The 19,763-nt window shown below is 35.7% G+C and carries 16 protein-coding genes; 10 read left to right on the top strand and 6 right to left on the bottom strand.

Going from position 1 to position 19,763, the window contains the following annotated elements; all coding sequences use genetic code 11:
* Nucleotides 1-76: 76 nt before the first annotated feature.
* The 3 genes from WCV66_RS23160 (at nt 77) to WCV66_RS23150 (ending at nt 4,324) form a co-directional block, all read left to right on the top strand.
* Nucleotides 77-2,185 carry an MMPL family transporter gene (locus WCV66_RS23160; protein WP_338787012.1) on the top strand — a complete coding sequence of 703 codons (2,109 nt, stop codon included), beginning with the start codon at nt 77-79 and terminating at the stop codon, nt 2,183-2,185.
* A 212-nt stretch (nt 2,186-2,397) separates the two neighbouring features.
* A complete protein-coding gene (locus WCV66_RS23155; RefSeq protein WP_066325167.1) occupies nt 2,398-3,645 on the top strand; it encodes a PucR family transcriptional regulator in 1,248 nt (415 codons plus the stop codon).
* The gene (locus WCV66_RS23150; protein WP_338787011.1) at nt 3,635-4,324 is read left to right on the top strand and encodes a pseudouridine synthase; all 690 of its coding nucleotides are present in this window, start codon (nt 3,635-3,637) and stop codon (nt 4,322-4,324) included. The genes WCV66_RS23155 and WCV66_RS23150 overlap by 11 nt, the downstream gene beginning before the upstream one ends.
* A 291-nt stretch (nt 4,325-4,615) precedes the next feature.
* Here the strand turns inward: WCV66_RS23150 and WCV66_RS23145 are convergent, their stop codons facing one another.
* From WCV66_RS23145 to WCV66_RS23125, 5 genes are all read right to left on the bottom strand, one after another.
* Entirely contained in the window at nt 4,616-4,996 is a 381-nt protein-coding gene (locus WCV66_RS23145) for a hypothetical protein (RefSeq protein ID WP_338787010.1), read from the bottom strand.
* Between the two features lie 222 nt (nt 4,997-5,218).
* On the bottom strand, nt 5,219-5,893 hold the full coding sequence (locus tag WCV66_RS23140) for a DUF2642 domain-containing protein (protein ID WP_338787009.1): 675 nt from the start codon (nt 5,891-5,893) through the stop codon (nt 5,219-5,221).
* A gap of 16 nt (nt 5,894-5,909) precedes the next feature.
* Nucleotides 5,910-7,271 carry an arsenic transporter gene (locus WCV66_RS23135; RefSeq protein WP_338787008.1) on the bottom strand — a complete coding sequence of 454 codons (1,362 nt, stop codon included), beginning with the start codon at nt 7,269-7,271 and terminating at the stop codon, nt 5,910-5,912.
* Nucleotides 7,264-7,419, bottom strand: coding sequence for a hypothetical protein (locus WCV66_RS23130; RefSeq protein WP_338787007.1), 156 nt, complete (start codon nt 7,417-7,419; stop codon nt 7,264-7,266). The genes WCV66_RS23135 and WCV66_RS23130 overlap by 8 nt, the downstream gene beginning before the upstream one ends.
* Before the next feature lie 112 nt (nt 7,420-7,531).
* Nucleotides 7,532-8,602, bottom strand: coding sequence for a hypothetical protein (locus tag WCV66_RS23125; protein WP_338787006.1), 1,071 nt, complete (start codon nt 8,600-8,602; stop codon nt 7,532-7,534).
* Between the two features lie 246 nt (nt 8,603-8,848).
* Between WCV66_RS23125 and speE the strand changes: the two genes are divergently transcribed.
* Nucleotides 8,849-9,742, top strand: a complete 894-nt coding sequence (speE, locus tag WCV66_RS23120; protein WP_338787005.1) for a polyamine aminopropyltransferase — start codon at nt 8,849-8,851, stop codon at nt 9,740-9,742.
* 95 nt (nt 9,743-9,837) lie between these two features.
* Here speE and WCV66_RS23115 read toward each other — a convergent pair whose 3' ends face one another.
* A complete protein-coding gene (locus WCV66_RS23115; RefSeq protein ID WP_338787004.1) occupies nt 9,838-10,515 on the bottom strand; it encodes a hypothetical protein in 678 nt (225 codons plus the stop codon).
* 331 nt (nt 10,516-10,846) lie between these two features.
* Between WCV66_RS23115 and WCV66_RS23110 the strand changes: the two genes are divergently transcribed.
* From WCV66_RS23110 to WCV66_RS23085, 6 genes are read left to right on the top strand one after another with little or no spacing between them, the layout of a single operon-like run.
* Nucleotides 10,847-13,453: a putative amidoligase domain-containing protein gene (locus WCV66_RS23110; protein WP_338789531.1), complete on the top strand. Its 2,607-nt coding sequence runs from the start codon at nt 10,847-10,849 to the stop codon at nt 13,451-13,453.
* A gap of 25 nt (nt 13,454-13,478) precedes the next feature.
* Nucleotides 13,479-14,891: a Mur ligase family protein gene (locus WCV66_RS23105; RefSeq protein ID WP_066325196.1), complete on the top strand. Its 1,413-nt coding sequence runs from the start codon at nt 13,479-13,481 to the stop codon at nt 14,889-14,891.
* 20 nt (nt 14,892-14,911) lie between these two features.
* Nucleotides 14,912-16,396 carry a phosphoenolpyruvate mutase gene (gene aepX / locus WCV66_RS23100; protein ID WP_338787003.1) on the top strand — a complete coding sequence of 495 codons (1,485 nt, stop codon included), beginning with the start codon at nt 14,912-14,914 and terminating at the stop codon, nt 16,394-16,396.
* Nucleotides 16,393-17,529: a phosphonopyruvate decarboxylase gene (gene aepY, locus WCV66_RS23095; protein ID WP_338787002.1), complete on the top strand. Its 1,137-nt coding sequence runs from the start codon at nt 16,393-16,395 to the stop codon at nt 17,527-17,529. Before aepX ends, aepY begins: the two co-directional genes overlap by 4 nt.
* Nucleotides 17,522-19,378, top strand: a complete 1,857-nt coding sequence (locus WCV66_RS23090; RefSeq protein WP_338787001.1) for a 2-aminoethylphosphonate aminotransferase — start codon at nt 17,522-17,524, stop codon at nt 19,376-19,378. The genes aepY and WCV66_RS23090 overlap by 8 nt, the downstream gene beginning before the upstream one ends.
* Nucleotides 19,365-19,763: an NUDIX hydrolase gene (locus WCV66_RS23085; protein WP_338787000.1), complete on the top strand. Its 399-nt coding sequence runs from the start codon at nt 19,365-19,367 to the stop codon at nt 19,761-19,763. Before WCV66_RS23090 ends, WCV66_RS23085 begins: the two co-directional genes overlap by 14 nt.

The raw sequence follows: 19,763 nt of genomic DNA, 5'->3' as shown, positions 1-19,763 counted from the left end.
ACAATACTGTCACTTTTGAGTTGTATGAATACCTAAACGGCGAGCATTTAAGTACTTAAAAAAGGAGGAAAGAAAGATGAAAAAAGTAATTAATCATATAACCGATTTTGTTTCAACAAGAAAGGGGATGTGGCTAACACTAGGTGCTTGGTTAGTAATAACTTTGTTATTAGCAGGACTTGCACCAAGTGCTAAGGACTATGAAGTGTCAGGCATCAATTCACTACCTGATGATGCAAAATCTGTAATTGCACAAAATAAAGTTGATCACTATTTTAAGGATAATGATGGGCTTCCAGCGTTGTTAGTGTTCCAAAACAATGAAAACAAGATCGAAATAACCGAGTTGACAGAATTATTAGCAAAAGTGGAAGAGGAAGATATTGAAGGAGTAAAAGAAATTATTCCTTTAGGTGAGTTACCGCCACAGGTTGCTGCTGGGTTCTTTTCAGAGGATGGAACCACAGCTGTAATACCATTAACGTTTGAAGCATCACTCGACACAACGGAAATGAAAGAAGCTCAAGAAAAAATTCAAGAAATATCTGAAGCATCGACAGATTTAACATTGTTTATTACTGGACCAGCAGGGATCGCTGTTAATACCTTAGATCTCTTTTCTAGAGCAGACGTAGTTCTGATTTTATCAACAGTAGGAATTATTTTAGTTTTATTAATCGTTATTTATCGCTCACCATTATTAGCATTAATACCATTAATAGCTGCAGCTTTTGTATATGAGGTAGTTAACCAAACTCTTGGATTAATGGGTAAGGCTGGATTGATTATGGATAAACAAACCCTGTCAATTATGAGTATCTTGTTATTTGCTGCCGTCATTGATTATTCATTGTTTGTTTTCTCGCGTTTTCGTGAGGAGTTAAAAGATCATGAAAATAAATATATGGCAATGAAATCAGCAATGAGAGAAACTGGAATACCAGTTTTCTATTCGGGTGGAACAGTTTTAGCTGCAATGCTCGTATTATTCTTTGCTGAATTTGGTGATTATCGAAATTTTGCTCCAACGTTTGGAACGACAATGGTTGTTATTATGTTAGCATCGGTAACATTGGTACCTGCCCTATTTACTCTTTTCGGCAGAAAATCATTTTGGCCTAAAGTACCAAAAGTAGGGGCTGAAAAGGTTGCAAAAAGTTCATTTTGGGGTAAAATTGGTCAAATTGTTGTAAAAAAACCAATTGGATCGGCAATAGTTGTTGGTTTCATTCTTTTAGTATCTGCAAGTAATATGTTTCAATTGAACTATCAGTTTGATACATTGAAGTCATTTCCAGAAGATATGCCTTCTCGCCAAGGCTTTGAAATTTTAGAAGACAAATTTGAAAAAGGTGATTTAGCACCGACAACTGTTTTGCTTGAATCACAAAAAGCGGTCTCTGCTGAAGAACAAAAGGAATTGTTAAATCAGCTATCTGCTCAATCACTTGTTAGTAATGTTCGAATAGATGATAGCACTGACGATAAAAAAGTCATTAAATATAGTCTAACTTTTGAAGAAAATCCTTATTCAACTAAAACGATGGATGCATTAGTGACCATGATTGATGAATCTGATCATCTGTTAACAGAGAGTCATCTTGAAGGGAAGCTATATTTCGCTGGAGAAACAGCTACACAAGTAGATGATCGATCAGTAAATAATCGAGATCTTGTAGTCATCGTCTTACTAGAGACCATTTTAATCTTTATCATGTTAATTTTTCTAACGAAATCAATTAAAATGCCATTATATATGATGGGAACCATATTACTATCCTTTTTGGCTGCACTTGGGTTAGGAATGTTCTTAACTAGTTTGTTCTTTGATATTGATTCGATCAGTAACAGAGTACCGCTTTATTCATTCGTTTTCTTAGTAGCACTTGGAATTGATTATAATATTATTTTAATTTCAAGATTTATGGAAGAAAGAAGAAAGCATTCTGTGCAGAAAGCAGTAGAAATAGCTGTTTCATCAACAGGTGGTGTCATTTCATCTGCTGGAATTCTTCTTGCATCAACATTTGCTGTCTTGATGACACAACCGATTGAAATTTTATTCGTATTTGGCTTTATTGTTGCAGTTGGGATTTTATTAGATACGTTTTTAATAAGAGGGGTTTTATTACCAAGCTTGCTTGTATTATTTGAAAAAGATAAAGAAGTGAGTAAAAACGTGTAAGGTTTTAATACAAATAAACTTATGGTTCTAAAGGGTAGTATTATATTAAATAATACTGCCCTTTTTTACAAGCTTGTAGCAGTAAACCAAAAGGTACCATAAGTTCACGGTAAAGGTCGAAAAGTCTCTGAAGATTTCCTGACAAACCAACTATACATTCAACGAATTGCAAAGTATGATAAGGATAAAACCGTGTAGGAGATAGTGTGTGTATGAACGAATTATTAGAAAGAATTTTCTCTTTATCTGATATAAATGAAATCATTGATCATATTAGTAATAGCTTAAAAAAGCCAGTCATACTAGAAAGTGATCATTTTTTCCTATTAGCATACAATTCCTATTATGTAGATCACTTTGATTTAGCGAATCAGCAAACGATTTTTTCAAAAAAATGCCCGCTAAATATTTTTGAAAAATTTGTTGAGACAGGAGTAATAGATCAGCTTAAAACAATTCCAACACCTTTTCGAATTAAGGAAATGACAGAAATTGGTTTAAACCAACGTGTTGTTGTAAGTGCTAAATTTAAAGAAACGATCATGGGGTATATTTGGGTACAAGAAATTGATGAGAATTTAACTGACGAAGAAATGGAGTTTTTATATGACGTTTCTTTTCATGTTGGGAAAATCATACATAAAAGGAATAAAATCAAGCAGCAAAAAGAAGAAGCGATTGAACATTTATTTAGAAAAGCGATTAATAATGGATATAAAAGCGAGAAAGAGCTTAGATGGGAAGCAGCGCAGCTAGACATCATCTTACCTTCTATATTCAGTATCATGGTTGTTAATGCGATAAATGCAGAAGAAGAGCTTGTTGAAGAATTAAAAGAAACGATTAGATCCTACCTAAATTTAAAGGACAATACGAGTCATGTTGTAATTTATCAGTCTAGTATCGTGATTATCGTCGGCTGCTATTCACTTAAATATTCTCCAATCGAAGCAGGGCTCCAAATCGTTGAAAATTTATTAACGAATTTTGATGAGAAACGCTATTCAAATATTTATATTGGAATTGGTAATGAATATCAGCAGTTAGGCTCGCTTTATTCTAGCTATGAGGAAGCACTTGAAGTTGTTGATATTGCAGAAAAGCTAGGAACACAGGAAAATGTGCCATACGAATATGACAAATTAGGGATATTCCGTTATCTTGATGTGATCAACTATAAAAACAAGAAATGTAATTATTTAAATAAGAATTTACAATTATTAAAAGCAAAAGATAGGGAAAGCCAAACAGAATTACTAAAAACACTTGAATACTTTTTGGTTAATAACTGTAAACTTAAACCTACTGCAGAACAAATGTTTATCCATCCTAATACATTGAACTATCGAATAAGACAGATAACGGAGCTCACAACGATTGATTTTTCAGACTTTAATCAAAAATGCCAGCTTTATCTTGATCTAATGCTAATGAAAGGGATTAAGCATCTTGAGAATTAATAAATACATCAGTGAGACAGGTTTTTGTTCAAGGAGAGAAACAGATCGATTGATTGAGTCACAACGAATTATGATAAATGGTGTGATTTGTGTAGCAGGTGCTACAGTTGAGGAAGGGGATCTTGTGTTAATCGATGGGAAACCATTGGGTAGCAAGGGGGAACTAGTTTATCTTGTATTAAATAAACCGGCGGGAATCACTTGTACTGCCGCAAAGCATATTGAAGGAAATATTATCGATTTTATCAATTATCCAGAACGTATTTTTCCGATTGGTCGTTTAGACAAAGCTTCAGAAGGTCTGATTCTTTTAACAAACGACGGAGATATTGTAAATAAAATAATGAGATCAGAAAATAATCATGAGAAAGAATATATTGTCACAGTGGACAAGCCTTTTAGTAACTCGTTTATTGATGGGATGGCAAACGGGGTTGAAATTCTTGGTGTAAAAACAAAGCCTTGTAAAGTAACTAGAATAAGCGACAACATCTTTAGGATCACTTTGACGCAAGGTCTTAATCGGCAAATTCGGAGAATGTCTAAGGTTTTCGGATATAAAGTCATCAAACTTGAGCGGATTCGAATTATGAATATAGCACTGGATAATTTGCCAAGAGGAAAATGGAGAGAGCTTACTCAAGAAGAACTTTTTCAATTAAAAGGAAAGTTACAGTAACACTGTTTTCAAAAATTAGGTAATTATTAAAACTATGGGTAACACTTTGACATCCAGCTCCAGCGCTAAAGCAGAAGTGAACTTCACACTCCTTATACGCTAAGTCAACATCGAACGCTCGTGCACCTCGTGTTTCCTTTGCCCCACCTTAACGGGCAGTAAATGATAATAACTGCCCGTAAAGGTCCGATAAGTCTCGCTATCCATCAGATAACCCACTGATGGAAGTCTCGCTTTATCTCATACGGAGTGCTCTTGTTTCTCGTCGCTAAACGGGCGCTTACGCTTTTGTTAATATTTACTTTTATTTCGTACCATAGGTGTTTCAGAGTATTTTTTCATTTCTTCACAAGATTTTAATAGCTTATTTGTTACATGGTCTAAATTACTTAAAACATAACAATATTCAAGATCAGAGAGGTCATCTTTTGTTAATCGTGTTAAGTGCATGATGGCTCTAAAAAGGAGATTTAGGTCAGAGGTGTGAATTTCAATTGTATCTCTAGTATATAGAAAGGTCTCTTGAGCAACAGAAACAGTCTGCAATAATCTTTCTTTCGCCGATTCATTTTCGAACATTTCGATCTGTAATAAGGGATCCTTCGTAATATTAGCAATCCTCATTCGTTTTTCCATGAATTCTATATCATTATTGTTGGTATTATTTAACATGCATATAGCTCCCTAAAGTTTTTACCTTTAATATGTACAAAATAATAGATAATTATTCAATTTGGATATTCGCTACTTTCGTATGACGTTAATCAAGAATTAGACCACTGCTCTAAACATCTAGCAGAGATCTAATTTTTTAGAAATTAAGGCCTTGTCCATCCTTCTTCCACACTAAATACCCCAATTTGACATGTGCCGGGGTATTAATGATGTATTAGTCTAACCCTTGTTAGGTAGGTGGACTGATTTCACATGTCGAGCATTAACATAAGTTACTTCTTCCCTAGCAGTCACCAATTCTAACATATTGTTTTGAAAGCTGCGGAGCTGACCAATTTTCCGAACATTTTCACCTAAGTCGAAAATAACAATGTTACCAAACATTTTTTTAATTTGGGCATCAAGGGACCGTGCTAGGGAGAGAGTTGAAGGGTAGCTAGTAAATGTAGATCTTTCTAATGCATAAGGGACTTGGTTGCTGTTATAAGGAATTAGCCATTTTAAATGCTGCAATGAAATGTACATCGTATGAAAAACGGGTGAATAGAAAACAAAATAATCATTCATGATATTCGTGACATACCCGTGAATTGCTTGATCATTCGCGACGACAATTTCAGAAAACATGCCTTTAGAATTATTTAATATTTTTCTTACGGATAATGTATCTGATTCAGTTTCTAATGGTAATTCTTCTGGAAACTCGATTGATTCATAATTTTCTTCATCTAAATATAAGAGGTGGATGTGAGCGATAGGAATATAGATAAAGTCTTTTCCATTGAATAGAACAATCAGATCTGTACCAGTATCTACTAGTAATCCTCTTGTATGGATTTGTCCTGGAATTTCCACGCAGATGTTTTTGCCAATGTATACCTTGAAATTGTTCATATAGCCTCCTCCTTTTCTAATAATATAGCCATTCTGTCCAGAGATATAAAGCAAGTAATGTAATGATTAAACCGATTGGGATAACAAGGATTGTCACCTTAACATATTGTCCCCAGGAGATCTGAATCTTGTTTTTACGCAAAATAAACATCCAAATAAGTGTTGCTAATGTCCCCATTGGAGAGATAAGTGCTCCTATATCACTACCGATAATATTAGCTAAATAGGCAAGCTGTAAGGTGTGTGTATCTAAATCCATTTCAACAAACGATAACGTGCCGATCATGACAGCAGGTAAGTTATTAAAAAGATTTGAAAGGACTGTTAGTAATACTCCTGAGATCATAATTGTGTTAAACCTATTTGTAATCATATATTCTTTTAACGAATCAACAATTAATGTTGTTGCTCCAACGTTATGGAGACCATACACTAAAATGTACATACTAAACGCAAATAATAATACATGCCACGGTGTTTTTGTCAAAATATCCATACCACCGATTCCTTGCCTTTGCCAGCGGATATAGATTAGTAACAAAGCACCGACAATGGCTATTATCTCAAGTGGTACACCGAACGGAGTAAGGGCAAAAAATCCCCCTCTAATTAATACCACTACGATGATACAGATACGAAATGTTGACCAGTCAATGTCATGTAAGGGATTACCCTTGTCAGCTAATGGATGTTCAAGAAGAATGTTATTTTGAGAGTGAATCCCAAAGGGAAGGTTAAACGAAGGGATTTTCTTCGGTATATCCTTTCTGTAATACAGATAAAGTAAAAGTGAGATTGCCACAATACCTATCATAGAGGGGACAAACATCATAGCAACATAGCTGTATAAATCAAGACCAACAATTTTAAGGGCAATTAAATTTGCAATATTACTTACCGCAATGGGTGCACTTGATGCCGTTGCAATTAAAGCACCAGATAGTAGATATGGAATTTGTTGATGTGGCTTTAACCTTAAAAGTGTGACAATTCGTATAATAATGGGGGTTGTAATTAATATGCTGCCATCATTATTAAAAAATAAAGTGGTTAAATAACATAGTGTTAAGATGTAGACATATAGAATGATCCCTGAGCCACGGGATTTTTTTACTAGATTGTGAGCAACCCATTTGAAAAATCCAACACTTTCTAAAACAATTGACATGACAATTGTAGATATTATAGTAATAGATGCTCCGCTAACAATATTAAAAATTTCTTTTACATCAGAAAGAGGAACAATCCCTACTAATAGGACGATAAAAGCACAAATCGAAGTTGGTACTGTTTCACTAATTCCTCGGGGTTTCCACACAATAAAAGAGACTGTTAATACAAAGAGCATCAACATAAACATAGCTTGAAAATCAAACATGTTGTTTCGCTCCTTTTGTTAAGGGAGAATCATTACCTTTTATATCTAATTTTTGATTTCTAACCATCGTTTCCTTTTCTTGTCTAGGTGGACATAAAATCGTAAAGAATAGAGAACCAGCTAGAATAAAAAAGAGTGTTATCAGCATTTCATCACCCTCTTCCATTTCTTTTTAGAAAGCCGCACAGCTTATTATTTGTACGGCTATGAATAACAGTGATTTTCACAAATAACAAAAAAATGCATAATGATACGCTCTGCTAGTTACTAAGATTTTTTGCCTTTTTTAATGCTTCCTCAAGGTTTGCAGAGACTTGAGACATAAGCATATCGTAAATGGCCTTTTTCTTATTAGACTTTTCTTCGTTACTTTTACTAACGTCTGTTTTCATTTGAACAGATTGACTATCGTCCGTTTGTTTCGCTTCTTTTTCACTATTTTTTGCAGAATTTTTGCTGCTCGATTTGTTAGAGCTTTTTTCTTTGTTAGATTGTTTTGATTCTTGTTTACTTGTTTGCTCAGTGTTATTATCTTTTTCTTGTTTTGTATCATTTTCTTGGTTCTTATCTTTTTCATTAGTGGATTCTTCGTTCTGATTATTTTGATTGTCCTTGTTATCCTCGTTGTTCTCGTTATTTTCGCTTTCCTGTTGTTTCTTTTGATCGTGTTTTGATCCATGGCTTATGTTACGAATGTGGTAATTCGTGATACGAAAAACTTTTTCATGATGAATGACTGTTACATAATCACTTGTTATATCAGCTAATACACCTTCAACACTTTCTGGTCCGTTACGGTTAATTGTTACCCAGTTGTGTTGGAATCCTTTTAACAAATCAGCAAAGACTTTTGCAGTTACATTAGGTAAACTTAGGTTTGAATTTTCTTTTGATGGACCATTATCAACACTAATACTCTTAATGTGATGGATTTGATAAAAGACAACACCATCTTTTTCTGTTTGTAATGTTAAAAAGTCATCGTATACATCTAATAACTTACCTTTTAGACTTTCATGACCACCTCGATCAATTTGAACATTTTGGGACTTCAATTGACCTAGCATGTCTTTAAAAGACTCAGATTTAAGGACCTCAGGTTTCGTGTCCGCTTCTGTCGTAGATTGAAAGTTTGCTTTTGTATCTTCTACAACACTCTTTAGATGCATTGTTTGATAATAGACGACTTCGTTATTGTCAGTTAAAAGGGCAATAAAATCAGATTTTACCTGAAGTAATATACCTTCCCTTGATTCAGGTCCCCCTTTATATGTGCGAACTTTTCGACCTATTAATGATAATAAATATGACAAATTATTTTTATTACTCATAGATTTTTCCTCCCTATCATTTTCACTATAATTATGTTTGTAATGTAAGTATATGTGGTGGGGGTCTCTTTGGTATTAAACTAGTACCCTATTCCGCAAAAATCCATTAACGACTCAAGGACATTTAACCTATTCTTCATCATATGGTTAAAAATTCGGGCAATCAGTCTAATTATCATTTTTTGTGCTATATGTGGATAGCAAGTATGGATAAGTTCTCATAATTTAATAAGAAGAGAGAATCAAATGGAGGTGATAGCTACGTTAGAGGAACATGCATTAAAAAAATACAAGTGGGAAGATGAAGAACTCTGGATCTCAAATTATGTGGCCAGGGCAAGAATTAAAACAGACTATAAAGTAAACTCATTACTGCATCATGAAGTATCTCCATTCCAAGAAATTAGCATTGTCGATACGAAGGGCTTTGGGAGAATGCTAGTTTTAGATGGGGTTCCACAAGTTTCATCTAAGGAAGGCTTTATCTATAATGAAATGATTAGCCATATCCCAATCATTACTCACCCCGATCCGAAAGTTGTTGGGATGATAGGAGGAGGGGACTGTGGCCCTGCTCGTGAGGCAATGAAGTATTCAGGAATTGAAAAAATCAGTGTAGTTGAAATTGATCAGCAAGTGACAGATGTATGTAGAACTTGGTTAACGCCATCCTCCCATTATGATAGTGATAAGCGCTTCAGTATGATCCATAAGGATGGAGTGGATTGGATACAAGAAAACAAAGGTAACTATGATGTATTAATGATTGATCGTTCAGATCCAGTTGGTCCAGCAGCAAAATTGTTTAACCAAGGATTTTACAAGGATGTATTTGAGTGCCTTACTGATGAAGGTGTTGCAGTATTTCAGTCTGGATCTCCTTTTTATAACACCTCGACTCTACGAAAAACGTACCATTCATTATGTGAACTATTTCCAATCGTTAGGACCTATTTGGTGACAATTCCCCTTTTCCCATGTGGATTGTGGAGCTTTACAATTGCATCAAAAAAATTCGATCCTATAGAGGCCGATTTATCTAGACTAAAAGCTGAGGACACAAAATATATTAACTCTGAGATTGTTTATGCTTCATTCGTTTTACCTAATTATGTGAAGGAGATATTAGAATCGAATTAGGGGGATTCTATGATTTAAGATGGAATCCTAAAAAAGAAGTTAGGTAGCCATTAGGCTACTTATTTTTTTACTTTTTTAATACATATCCCCAGTCCTTACTTATTCACACATGTAGTCTGGAAGTCGATTATTATTTCTGAAAAGATATCGATTAATTGAGGTCGGTACTCTTTCCGCATTGTTCGGGATAGTTCAATTTGAAAGGTGTGAAAGTGGGAACCAAACCCTTGATAACGATTTCCATCTCCAAGTCTATGATAGGTAATAGACTCATTCCCAACAAATTTTTGATCAAAGATAAGGTTGATGTTAGGTAACAATTGTTTTGCTTTTTTCGTAAGTGTTTCTTCAAACCAATTTTTTATTTCTACCGAACAGGAGCGCCCGCGAACAGTTCCAATTTCCACACCGTATGGACCATAATGGTCATCCTTCATCCCATGAAATGATACATGTAGGAATGGATGTGTGAGATGTTGTTGATCATAATCGACAATTTTCAGAAATTCCAAAATATCTTTTAGGGCATGCCTATATTCTTTTATGGCTAAATCATTATCACCATTTGGACTCCGATTCAAATCTGCTAGCTTTCTCGAAACGGTACTAATAATGCCTGGACACCCTGTTCTTTCCATAATGCCTTCAACAATGTTGTCGGTAAATACATCTGCAGCTGGTGGTGTGGCATGTAAGGCATCGGAAAGACAGCAGATATACCCATTCCCTTTATTGTATTTTACATAGTTTTGTTGAATGTATTTCAATGGCATGATGAATGCTCCTTACGTATTAATGTCTATATTCCACCTATACTAACAAATGCAAAAATGTTGAATAATGTGAACTATAACAATCGTTTTTAAAGTAAATATTGTTGCCATGCTAATAGTGTGAGCATTTAGCTTAAAAGGGCGATAGCTCTAGGGTAAACATACTGGAAAATTATTAAGAGTGTCATAGTATATAAAAACTACTTTTGTCTAGTATGAGCGGAAACAAATTTCTTTCTTTAAACAGAGTGTAAAGGTCTGTAAAGCGTACTGGAACGATAATAGAAGTTTCCTAGATTTTTTAGTATTGGAGGTTTTTTGTGTGGATTTGATGAAGGAGAGATTCTGGATCGAATCTGATAAGGAATTATTGCTACAAATCCTAAATTTAAACAATGTTCCATCCATTGAATTAGTAGATCCAAAAACGTGTATGTATCCGATCATTGGTCGAAAGTATGGAAAACATGGTGGGAAAGACGTTTCAATGATTCATACAAAGGAACAAGCGATAGATGAAGGCTATGACTTTTATACGAAATTATATCCCATTGAAACAGAATACTGCTTGGAAGTTGAAGGCCTTTTCATAAAAGGGGTGGAACTCGCTTTTGTCCAACAGGCGATCTTCAATGAAATTCCAATTCGAACCGCATCATTTGGATGGGAGTGGAGAGAGGTTGACGAAAGTTCAATCCCAATTGAATGGAAGACTATGGCGATTCGAGCACTCTATGTGACAGGACTAACACATGGCTTTGTAAAAATAGGTGTTCTACCAAATGAATCAGTCGTAGTCTTAGATATTAATCCCTCAAATAAGACGTTTTTAGAGGATATTGTTGAACCAAAGCTCCCCTTTTCAATTGGAGCGGACATTGAATTTATGCTGAGTTGTGATCATGAGTTATTACCTGCATCAACCTTCTTTCCAGTAGATGGGGATGTTGGCTGTGATGAAAGACAGATCGAAAAAGATAGTGGGGAATATGCATTAGTAGAAATAAGACCAGAGAAGGTAGAGTCCCCGCAGGAGTTATACATTCATGTTAAAGATCTTGTAGAAAAAGCATCTCAAATGGCCCCCTATGAAAATATTGAATTTCTTGCAGGAAGTATGCCTTTTAGAGGTTATCAATGTGGGGGACATCTCCATTTTGGTATTCCAGCATCATTATCATTATTACGAGCTCTTGATCACTATCTTGCTGTACCATTCGCGTTGATAGAGGAACCAAGGACAGCAAAACTAAGAAGAAGAACGAATCACGGAGGATTAGGTCGGTTCCGTAAAAAAACATATGGATTTGAATATATATCCTTAAGTTCTTGGCTTGTGGATCCTAAGCTTACGAAATCAATTCTATGTCTTGCTTACTTAGTAGCTGCCCATCATCATGAGCTGCAAAGTGAGTTCTTATTCCACCAGACAATACAACGAGCGTATTACCATGCTAACCTCCCTATACTCAAAACACTTTGGCCAGACATAAAAACAACACTTATGAACACATCAAGTTATTCAAAATTTGAAAGTGAATTAGTCTACCTTTTTGAGATTATTGAAAACGGAAAGTGCGTTCATGAGGCATCTGACATGCGTCAAAACTGGGAGTTGACAATTCCGAATCAAACATATGATACCGGTCTTATTATACAAATTCCGAAAAAAATCAGGCAAAAGTATAACCTGAAAGAAGGAGATTCAACCTTTGTTTGCGCAGGGAAAAATATGTCGCCGGCAACCATTCATGCGTATCCTTTTTCATTCCGCAATTCAAATATGATTCAGCTTTCAAAATCATTGCGCGCAAAATTAACTCTTCCAAAAGACTGGAATCCTAAACTAGTATCTGCAGGTGGCGTCATTACACTGGGGCCAATTATTGGGATATTAGCTGCACGACCTTTTGATCGGCAAACCACGTACTTTCATCATTTATTTAGACTTGCCAAAGAAAAGCAAATGTTTGTTTATGTATTCGAACCTAAGGATATCAATTGGGATCAACAGGTTATTAAAGGAACAACACTTGATGGTGAAGGGATTTTTCCTTTCCCCGCAGTAATTTATGATCGATTTTTATTTCGTGGAAAAACAAATATTACCTATGATATCGATGAAATTAGAGTGAAGCTGCAAACACTTTATAAAATCCCGTTTCTTAACCCACCAACATTATTTCAACTGACAGGTAACAAGTGGGAAACACATCAACTTTTATTGGATAAACATGAAGAATATTTACCAGAGACACGTCTAATTGAACATTTAACAGATTTAACAGAGATGCTTGATCGCTATGGGGAAGTGTATATAAAACCGGTGTTAGGTGGCTCGATGAGTAAAGGAGTCATTCGGATTATTAGGCGCCCAACTGAAATCTTGATGTTTCATTTGAATACGAAAACACTGCAACAATTTAGTCGGGAAGATGAGTTATTTGAAGTTATATCTCCACTTATTGAACGAACTCCACATCTAATACAGGAAGGAATTCGTCGGAAAAAGTACAATGGTAAAAATTTGGAGATTCGTGTGTATATGCAAAAAAATGAAAAGCATACTTGGTTTCGAACAGGGATGGTTACCCGACTCACGAGTGAAGAAGTGATGACAGAGGATTTAGAGGTGAACTTGCGGTTAAGCAAAGTGATGAATAACTTGTATCTAGATCCAACTGAACGGCGATATATGACAAATCAATTAGGTAAGGTGTCCAAAAAGATTGTCGCAACTGTGGAACAGGAAATTGGAAGCTTTGGAGAGCTGGCAGTAGATTTATGTATTGATCAATATGATTCAATTAAGCTCCTTGAAATCAACGCAAAGCCAGACAACTTATTCTCACAAATTAGAGCTTATAAACTGCGCTCTCTTGCTGGCATTCGTTTGCTTAATTATGCAGCTTCACTTGCTGGCTACAGGGATCAATAAAATTTAAAGTGAGGAGTGATCTACGGTGATTCATCTACCTTTAAGTACGATTCTTTTACAAATCGGTGGTGTTGAGTTCCTACAGGGGTATGGAAATCCAGTGATCCACTATGTCATGAATGTGTCAAAAAGGGAAATTGATGACAACACATTGGTATTTCATATGGATCATGAAAAAATAAACGGTAAGTATTGGAAGAATAACGAATCAATCGTTATTGTAACAGATCGACCAGATTTATGCACCGACCTTGGTGATTCCATTTTTTTAATTAAGACGGAAGATTTAGATGAAGCCTATTGGAAATTTGTCACCTATTATCGCGGGCTTTTTGATATCCCTGTCATTGGTGTAACAGGTACATGTGGGAAAACTACAACAAAAGAAATGATTCGGCAAATTCTAAAATATGATTTTAACGTAAAAGCAACATGGATGAGTATGAATTCTATGTCTGTTAATCTCCGTTATTTAATGAAATTAGAAAAAGAAACAGAGATTGCAGTTTATGAAATGCCTGTCGCATATCCAGGTTATTTAAAGGTAGCCTGTACGTATTTTCAACCACAAATTAGAATTTTACTAAATATTGGTGTGCATCATCTTGCTGACTGTGAAACACCTGAAGAATATATGAAGGCAAAGGCAGAAATTGTTGATGGTTTAGATCCTGAACATGGAGTACTCATCTTAAATGCTGATGATGAAAATATCAAGAGAGTAGTGAATGTTAACCACTTAAAAAGAGTAGTTTATTTTGGAAAGAGTGAGCATTCTGACTTTCGAGCAACAAATATTCAATATGCTAACGATGGCATGATATTTACATTAGCATACCTAGACGAGGAGTATGATGTCTTCGTACCAGGATATGGAGAGCACAATATTTATAATGCTCTAGCATCGATTGCAGCTGTTTCATATGCTGGTGTTACGATTGAACGGGCAATTGAATTGTTGGCAAGCTTTGAACAGGTAAAAGAGCATTTAGAATTTAAAGCTGGAAAAGGTGGCTGTACAGTGATTGACGATACGTGGAACTCTGCACCTCTCTCAATGGCAACAGGGCTGCAAGTGTTAAGTGATGTATCGAAAGACAAGAAGTCAATTGCCCTTTTAGGCTATATGCCACAGCTTGGTAAAGGACCATATGCAGTTGAACAGTATGAAGAAATGGGAAGAAAAGCAGTAGAAGCTAATATTGACATGCTTGTCGTGGTAGGGGAGAAAGCGAAGTATATAGGCCTTGGAGCAATTAAGCATGGGATGGATCCAAACAAGATTCACTACTGTGAAACAGGTTACGAGGTGTTTGACCTTATAGAGCCATATTTATCAGTCGACACAAATATTCTTTTAAAAATTACTTATCGGGTGATGAAGCGAGAAAGCTTTAAAAAACTTAGAAAAAACCTCATTCAACATGATGATGAGTAAAAGGGCAAGGGAGAATGGCGATGAAGAAAACAACACAACTTAAAAAGTTAATAAAGAGTAACCAGCTTGAATCCATTATGGAGGCTCATAATGCCTTGTCTGCGAAAATCGTGGAGGAAACTGGTTTTAAAGGAATATGGGCAAGTGGTTTGTCAATGTCTGCGGCATTAGGTGTTCGTGATAACAATGAGGCTTCCTGGACACAAGTTTTAGATGTGTTGGAATTTATGAGTGATGTGACAACCATTCCAATTCTACTTGATGGTGACACAGGTTACGGGAACTTTAATAATGCAAGAAGATTAGTGAAAAAATTGGAGCAACGAGACATTGCTGGTGTATGTATTGAGGATAAGCTTTTTCCGAAGACAAATTCATTTATTAGAGGTGAGGCTCAACCCCTCGCTGATATCAATGAGTTTTGCGGGAAAATAAAAGCGATGAAGGATACGCAAAAGGATGAAGATTTTGTTGTTGTCTCAAGAGTTGAAGCATTTATTGCTGGCTGGGGATTAAAAGAAGCATTAAAGCGTGCCGAAGCATACCGACTAGCTGGGGCAGACGCAATTCTCATGCATAGTAAAAGATCGGATACACAAGAAATTGAAGCATTTATGAAGGAATGGGGAAATCGACATCCTGTTATCATTGTTCCGACGAAATATTATACCACTCCCACAGACCTATTTCGAGAATTGGGTGTCAGTTTGACAATCTGGGCTAATCACAATCTACGTGCTTCCATTAAGTCCATGCAAGAAACCTCAAGTCGAATTTTTTATGATGATAGCTTGTTACATGTCGAAAAGGAAGTTGCTCCATTAAATGAAGTGTTCCGATTGCAAGGAGAAGAAGAGCTGGCTGCTGCGGAGAAAAGGTATCTCTCCTCTTCACAGAAAAATGCAAATGCGATGATTCTTTCCAGACAATCCACTGCAAATCACATTATAACAGAGCAAATCGATCAATTTAAAGAGTGTGGTGTGAAAGACATCGTAACAATTGAAGGCGATACTGGAGAATTACTATCGCTTTATAACGCCAAGAATCATATCGGTGAGAATACGATCATTAGCTACAATGATATCATCTACAAATCTTATATTCTCCAAGATCTAATCAAAATGGATAACGAAATTGCGATTGTTGTAGACGCTGACTTTGAAAAAACAGGTGAAAAGCGGGAGCTTGTTTCTGCATCTCAACCTTATTCAAAGTATTTGTACGGTAAAACAGTAGACTTAGTAGCGATGGCAAATAAGGAAGGTATGGATGATATTCATGGTGAGTTTATCGGCTTATGGAAGGTGTCCGAAAAAGGAGCAGCTGTAATTAAGGGGGCATTAGAAGATCTAATAAATAAGGAAAATAGTATTGACCTAACGATAGGTGATTTGTTAAATCATGTTTTAACTTTACATCCAATTACAATAAATTATATTAAAGGATCTTGGCTAGATTTGGAGGCTTATGAAAAGAACCTAAAAGCAGGTGATCAAGTATGATGGACACCGCACAGTTCGGCTCTTTGTTAAAAGAGTTAGGTTTTGATTTTTATAGCGGAGTACCTTGCTCATATTTAAAGAGTCTTATAAACTTCGCGATTAATGAATGTGAATTTATCATGGCGAACAATGAGGGGGACGCTGTAGCGATTGCTGCTGGAGCATCAATTGGTGGAAAAAAGTCTGTTGTACTTATGCAGAATTCAGGATTAACCAATGCCGTTTCGCCGTTAACATCTCTCATTCACCCCTTTCGAATTCCGATCCTAGGTTTCGTAAGCCTCAGGGGAGAACCAGGATTCCCTGATGAACCACAGCATGAATTAATGGGTCAGATTACACCAGAAATGCTAAATTTAATGCAAATTAAATGGGATTATTTATCCTCAAACATTGATGATGCAAAACAACAGATTCAGTGGGCAAATCAATGTATCGAACAAAATCAACCATATTTTTTCATTGTGAAAAAAGGAACATTCGCGCCTGTTACCCTTCAGGATAAACAACTGAATGAACAAAAGGCAATACAAGCAATTAAACGAGAGAAAGTGTTTGATGATGAAAAACCATCAAGATACGAAGCATTGCAAGTCATATCAGCCTTGAGGGATGATAACACGATTCACTTGGCGACAACAGGAAAATTAGGTAGAGAGTTGTATGATGTAGAAGATACACCGAATAATTTTTACATGGTAGGATCAATGGGCTGTATTAGTTCAATTGGTTTAGGCTTAGCTCTAGTAAGAAGAGAAAAGGCAATTATTGCTCTGGATGGTGATGGAGCACTCCTTATGAGGATGGGCAACTTAGCAACAAATGGCTACTATTCTCCAAATAATCTTCTTCATATACTGCTTGATAACCATATACATGACTCAACGGGGGGACAATTTACTGTATCACCAAATGTTGATTTTGTTGATACAGCTGCAGCATGTAAATATGAACAGTCAATCTATGTTCATACACTTGCAGAATTATCGGAGTATATCAAGGAGTGGAAACAACATCAAAAATTGACCTTTTTATATATGAAAATTGCAGAAGGCTCTAAAAAAGGACTTGGACGTCCAACGATCAAGCCATTCGAAGTCAAAGAGCGATTGCAGGTGTTTTTAGATGATTGAAACAGCCGTTATATTAGCAGCAGGGATGGGGAGTCGAATTCGTGAACGAACTGGGTACAATCCTAAGGGGTTTTTACAACTTGATGAAATACCTTTAATTGAACATTCTATTTCAAAAATGTTAACTGCTGGAATTAAGAAAATTTTCATCGGCACAGGTTTTATGAAGGAAGCATATGAAAAACTTGCTTACAAATACGAGCAAATTCAATGTGTATATAATCCAGACTTTGAAACCACAGGAAGCATGTATACGCTATATAGGTTGAAGGATGTTATAAACGAAGACTTTTTACTAGTTGAATCAGATTTAATCTATGAAAGGTCTGCATTATCTATTTTAATGAATCATGGATATAAGGATGTTATTTTATCAAGTAAGTTAACGGACTCAGGTGATGAGGTTCTAATTGAAATAGATGAAAAACATCATCTTGTCAACATGTCGAAAGCGAAAGCGGATTTAATGAACATATCTGGAGAGCTAGTTGGAATAACGAAGCTCTCTTATTCAACCTTTCAAAAAATATGCAGCCATATAGAGCTTCTTCCTAATTTTCACAAGATGGATTATGAAAATGGAATTGTTGCAGTTGCAGATCAAATTCCTTTTTATGTGCATCAAGAAAACGATCTCGTTTGGTGTGAGGTTGATGACGAGGGACATTGGACGAGAGCTGTTCAGTTTATTTATCCACTAATAAAGGCAAGGGAAAATGTTTTGAAGTCCATTAACCGAACGATCTTATTAAATCCAGGACCGGCAACAACAACAGATACTGTGAAGTATGCTCAAGTTGTAGAGGATATTTGTCCGAGAGAAGAAGAATTCGGTCGTGTTATGGAATTTATCTCAAATGAATTAACAGAGTTTGTTGGGAATCTAGAGGAATATACAACAGTTCTATTTGGTGGATCTGGTACAGCAGCAGTTGAATCCATCCTAAGCTCAGTAATTGATGATCAAGCTATTTTGATTATAAATAATGGGGCATATGGTAAGCGCATGTGTAAAATTGCTGATGTATATGGGCTTGAATTTTTTGAATATGCAAGTCCTGTTGATGAAGCAATTGATCTATCTTCTCTTGAACAATTTATTAACAATGTCCCAACAAAACTTTCACATCTTGCCGTTGTTCATTGCGAAACATCAACAGGTCTATTAAATAATCTTGAAGCTGTTGGAGAGCTGTGCCAAAAATATAAATTATCGATGATCGTTGATGCAATGAGTTCCTTTGCAGCCATCCCAATCGATATGAACAAAATGAATATAAGCTATCTTGCTGCAAGCTCAAATAAAAACCTTCAAGGTATGGCGGGTGTTTCATTTGTCATTGCTGATAAAGCGCAATTAGAAAAAACAAAGCAATATAAACAGCGTAATGTGTATCTAAATTTATTTACACAATATCATTATTTTAAACTAACAAATCAAATGCAATTTACTCCTCCTGTACAAACTCTTTATGCCTTAAAGCAAGCGATCCTTGAAACAAAATGGGAAGGAATTCAGTCGCGCTATAAAAGATATACAAAATCATGGGAAACATTAATAGAAGGGGTTAGTCGACTAGGATTGAAGCATCTTGTTGATAAAAATAGCCATTCTAGAATCATCACATCGATTATCGAACCTACACAGCCAACCTATGATTTTAATGAGATGCATGATTATTTTTACAGAAATGGTTTTACGATTTATCCTGGAAAAGTGAACACGCTACAAACCTTCCGAATTGCGAATATAGGCGACATTTCATACCTGGACATTGAGAGGTTTATCAGACTACTTGAACGATATCTCGAATGGCTGAGGGAGGGGAATAAACATGAAACGATATAAAGTAGCTGTTGCTGTCATGGTAATAAATGCTGAAGATGAATTTCTTCTTGTTAAGAGTCGGAGAGGCTGGGAATTCCCTGGTGGTTTTATTGAAGATGAAGAAGCAATCAAAGATGCTGCAATAAGAGAGGTTAAGGAAGAGTCAGGAATTAACATCGAACTGATGAAGTTTTTAGGATTAGAGCAGGATATAGAAAGAACAACATGTGTTTTTTTGTTTAAAGGAAGACCAGTTAGCGGAAAGCTTACAAGCTCTTACGAAACAGAGGATGTTGGCTACTATCCTCTTGATGAAGTTATGAATATGATCTCAATAGAGCATTTCAAAGAACGAATCATTCGATGTTTAAATGATGAAGAAATCCCTTCGATTATTACACGATAG

The organism is Metabacillus rhizosphaerae, assembly GCF_037201795.1.
Taxonomy (GTDB): domain Bacteria; phylum Bacillota; class Bacilli; order Bacillales; family Bacillaceae; genus Metabacillus; species Metabacillus rhizosphaerae.
The sequence above is the reverse complement of the archived record's forward strand: the minus strand, read 5'-3'. Positions and strand labels throughout refer to the sequence as shown.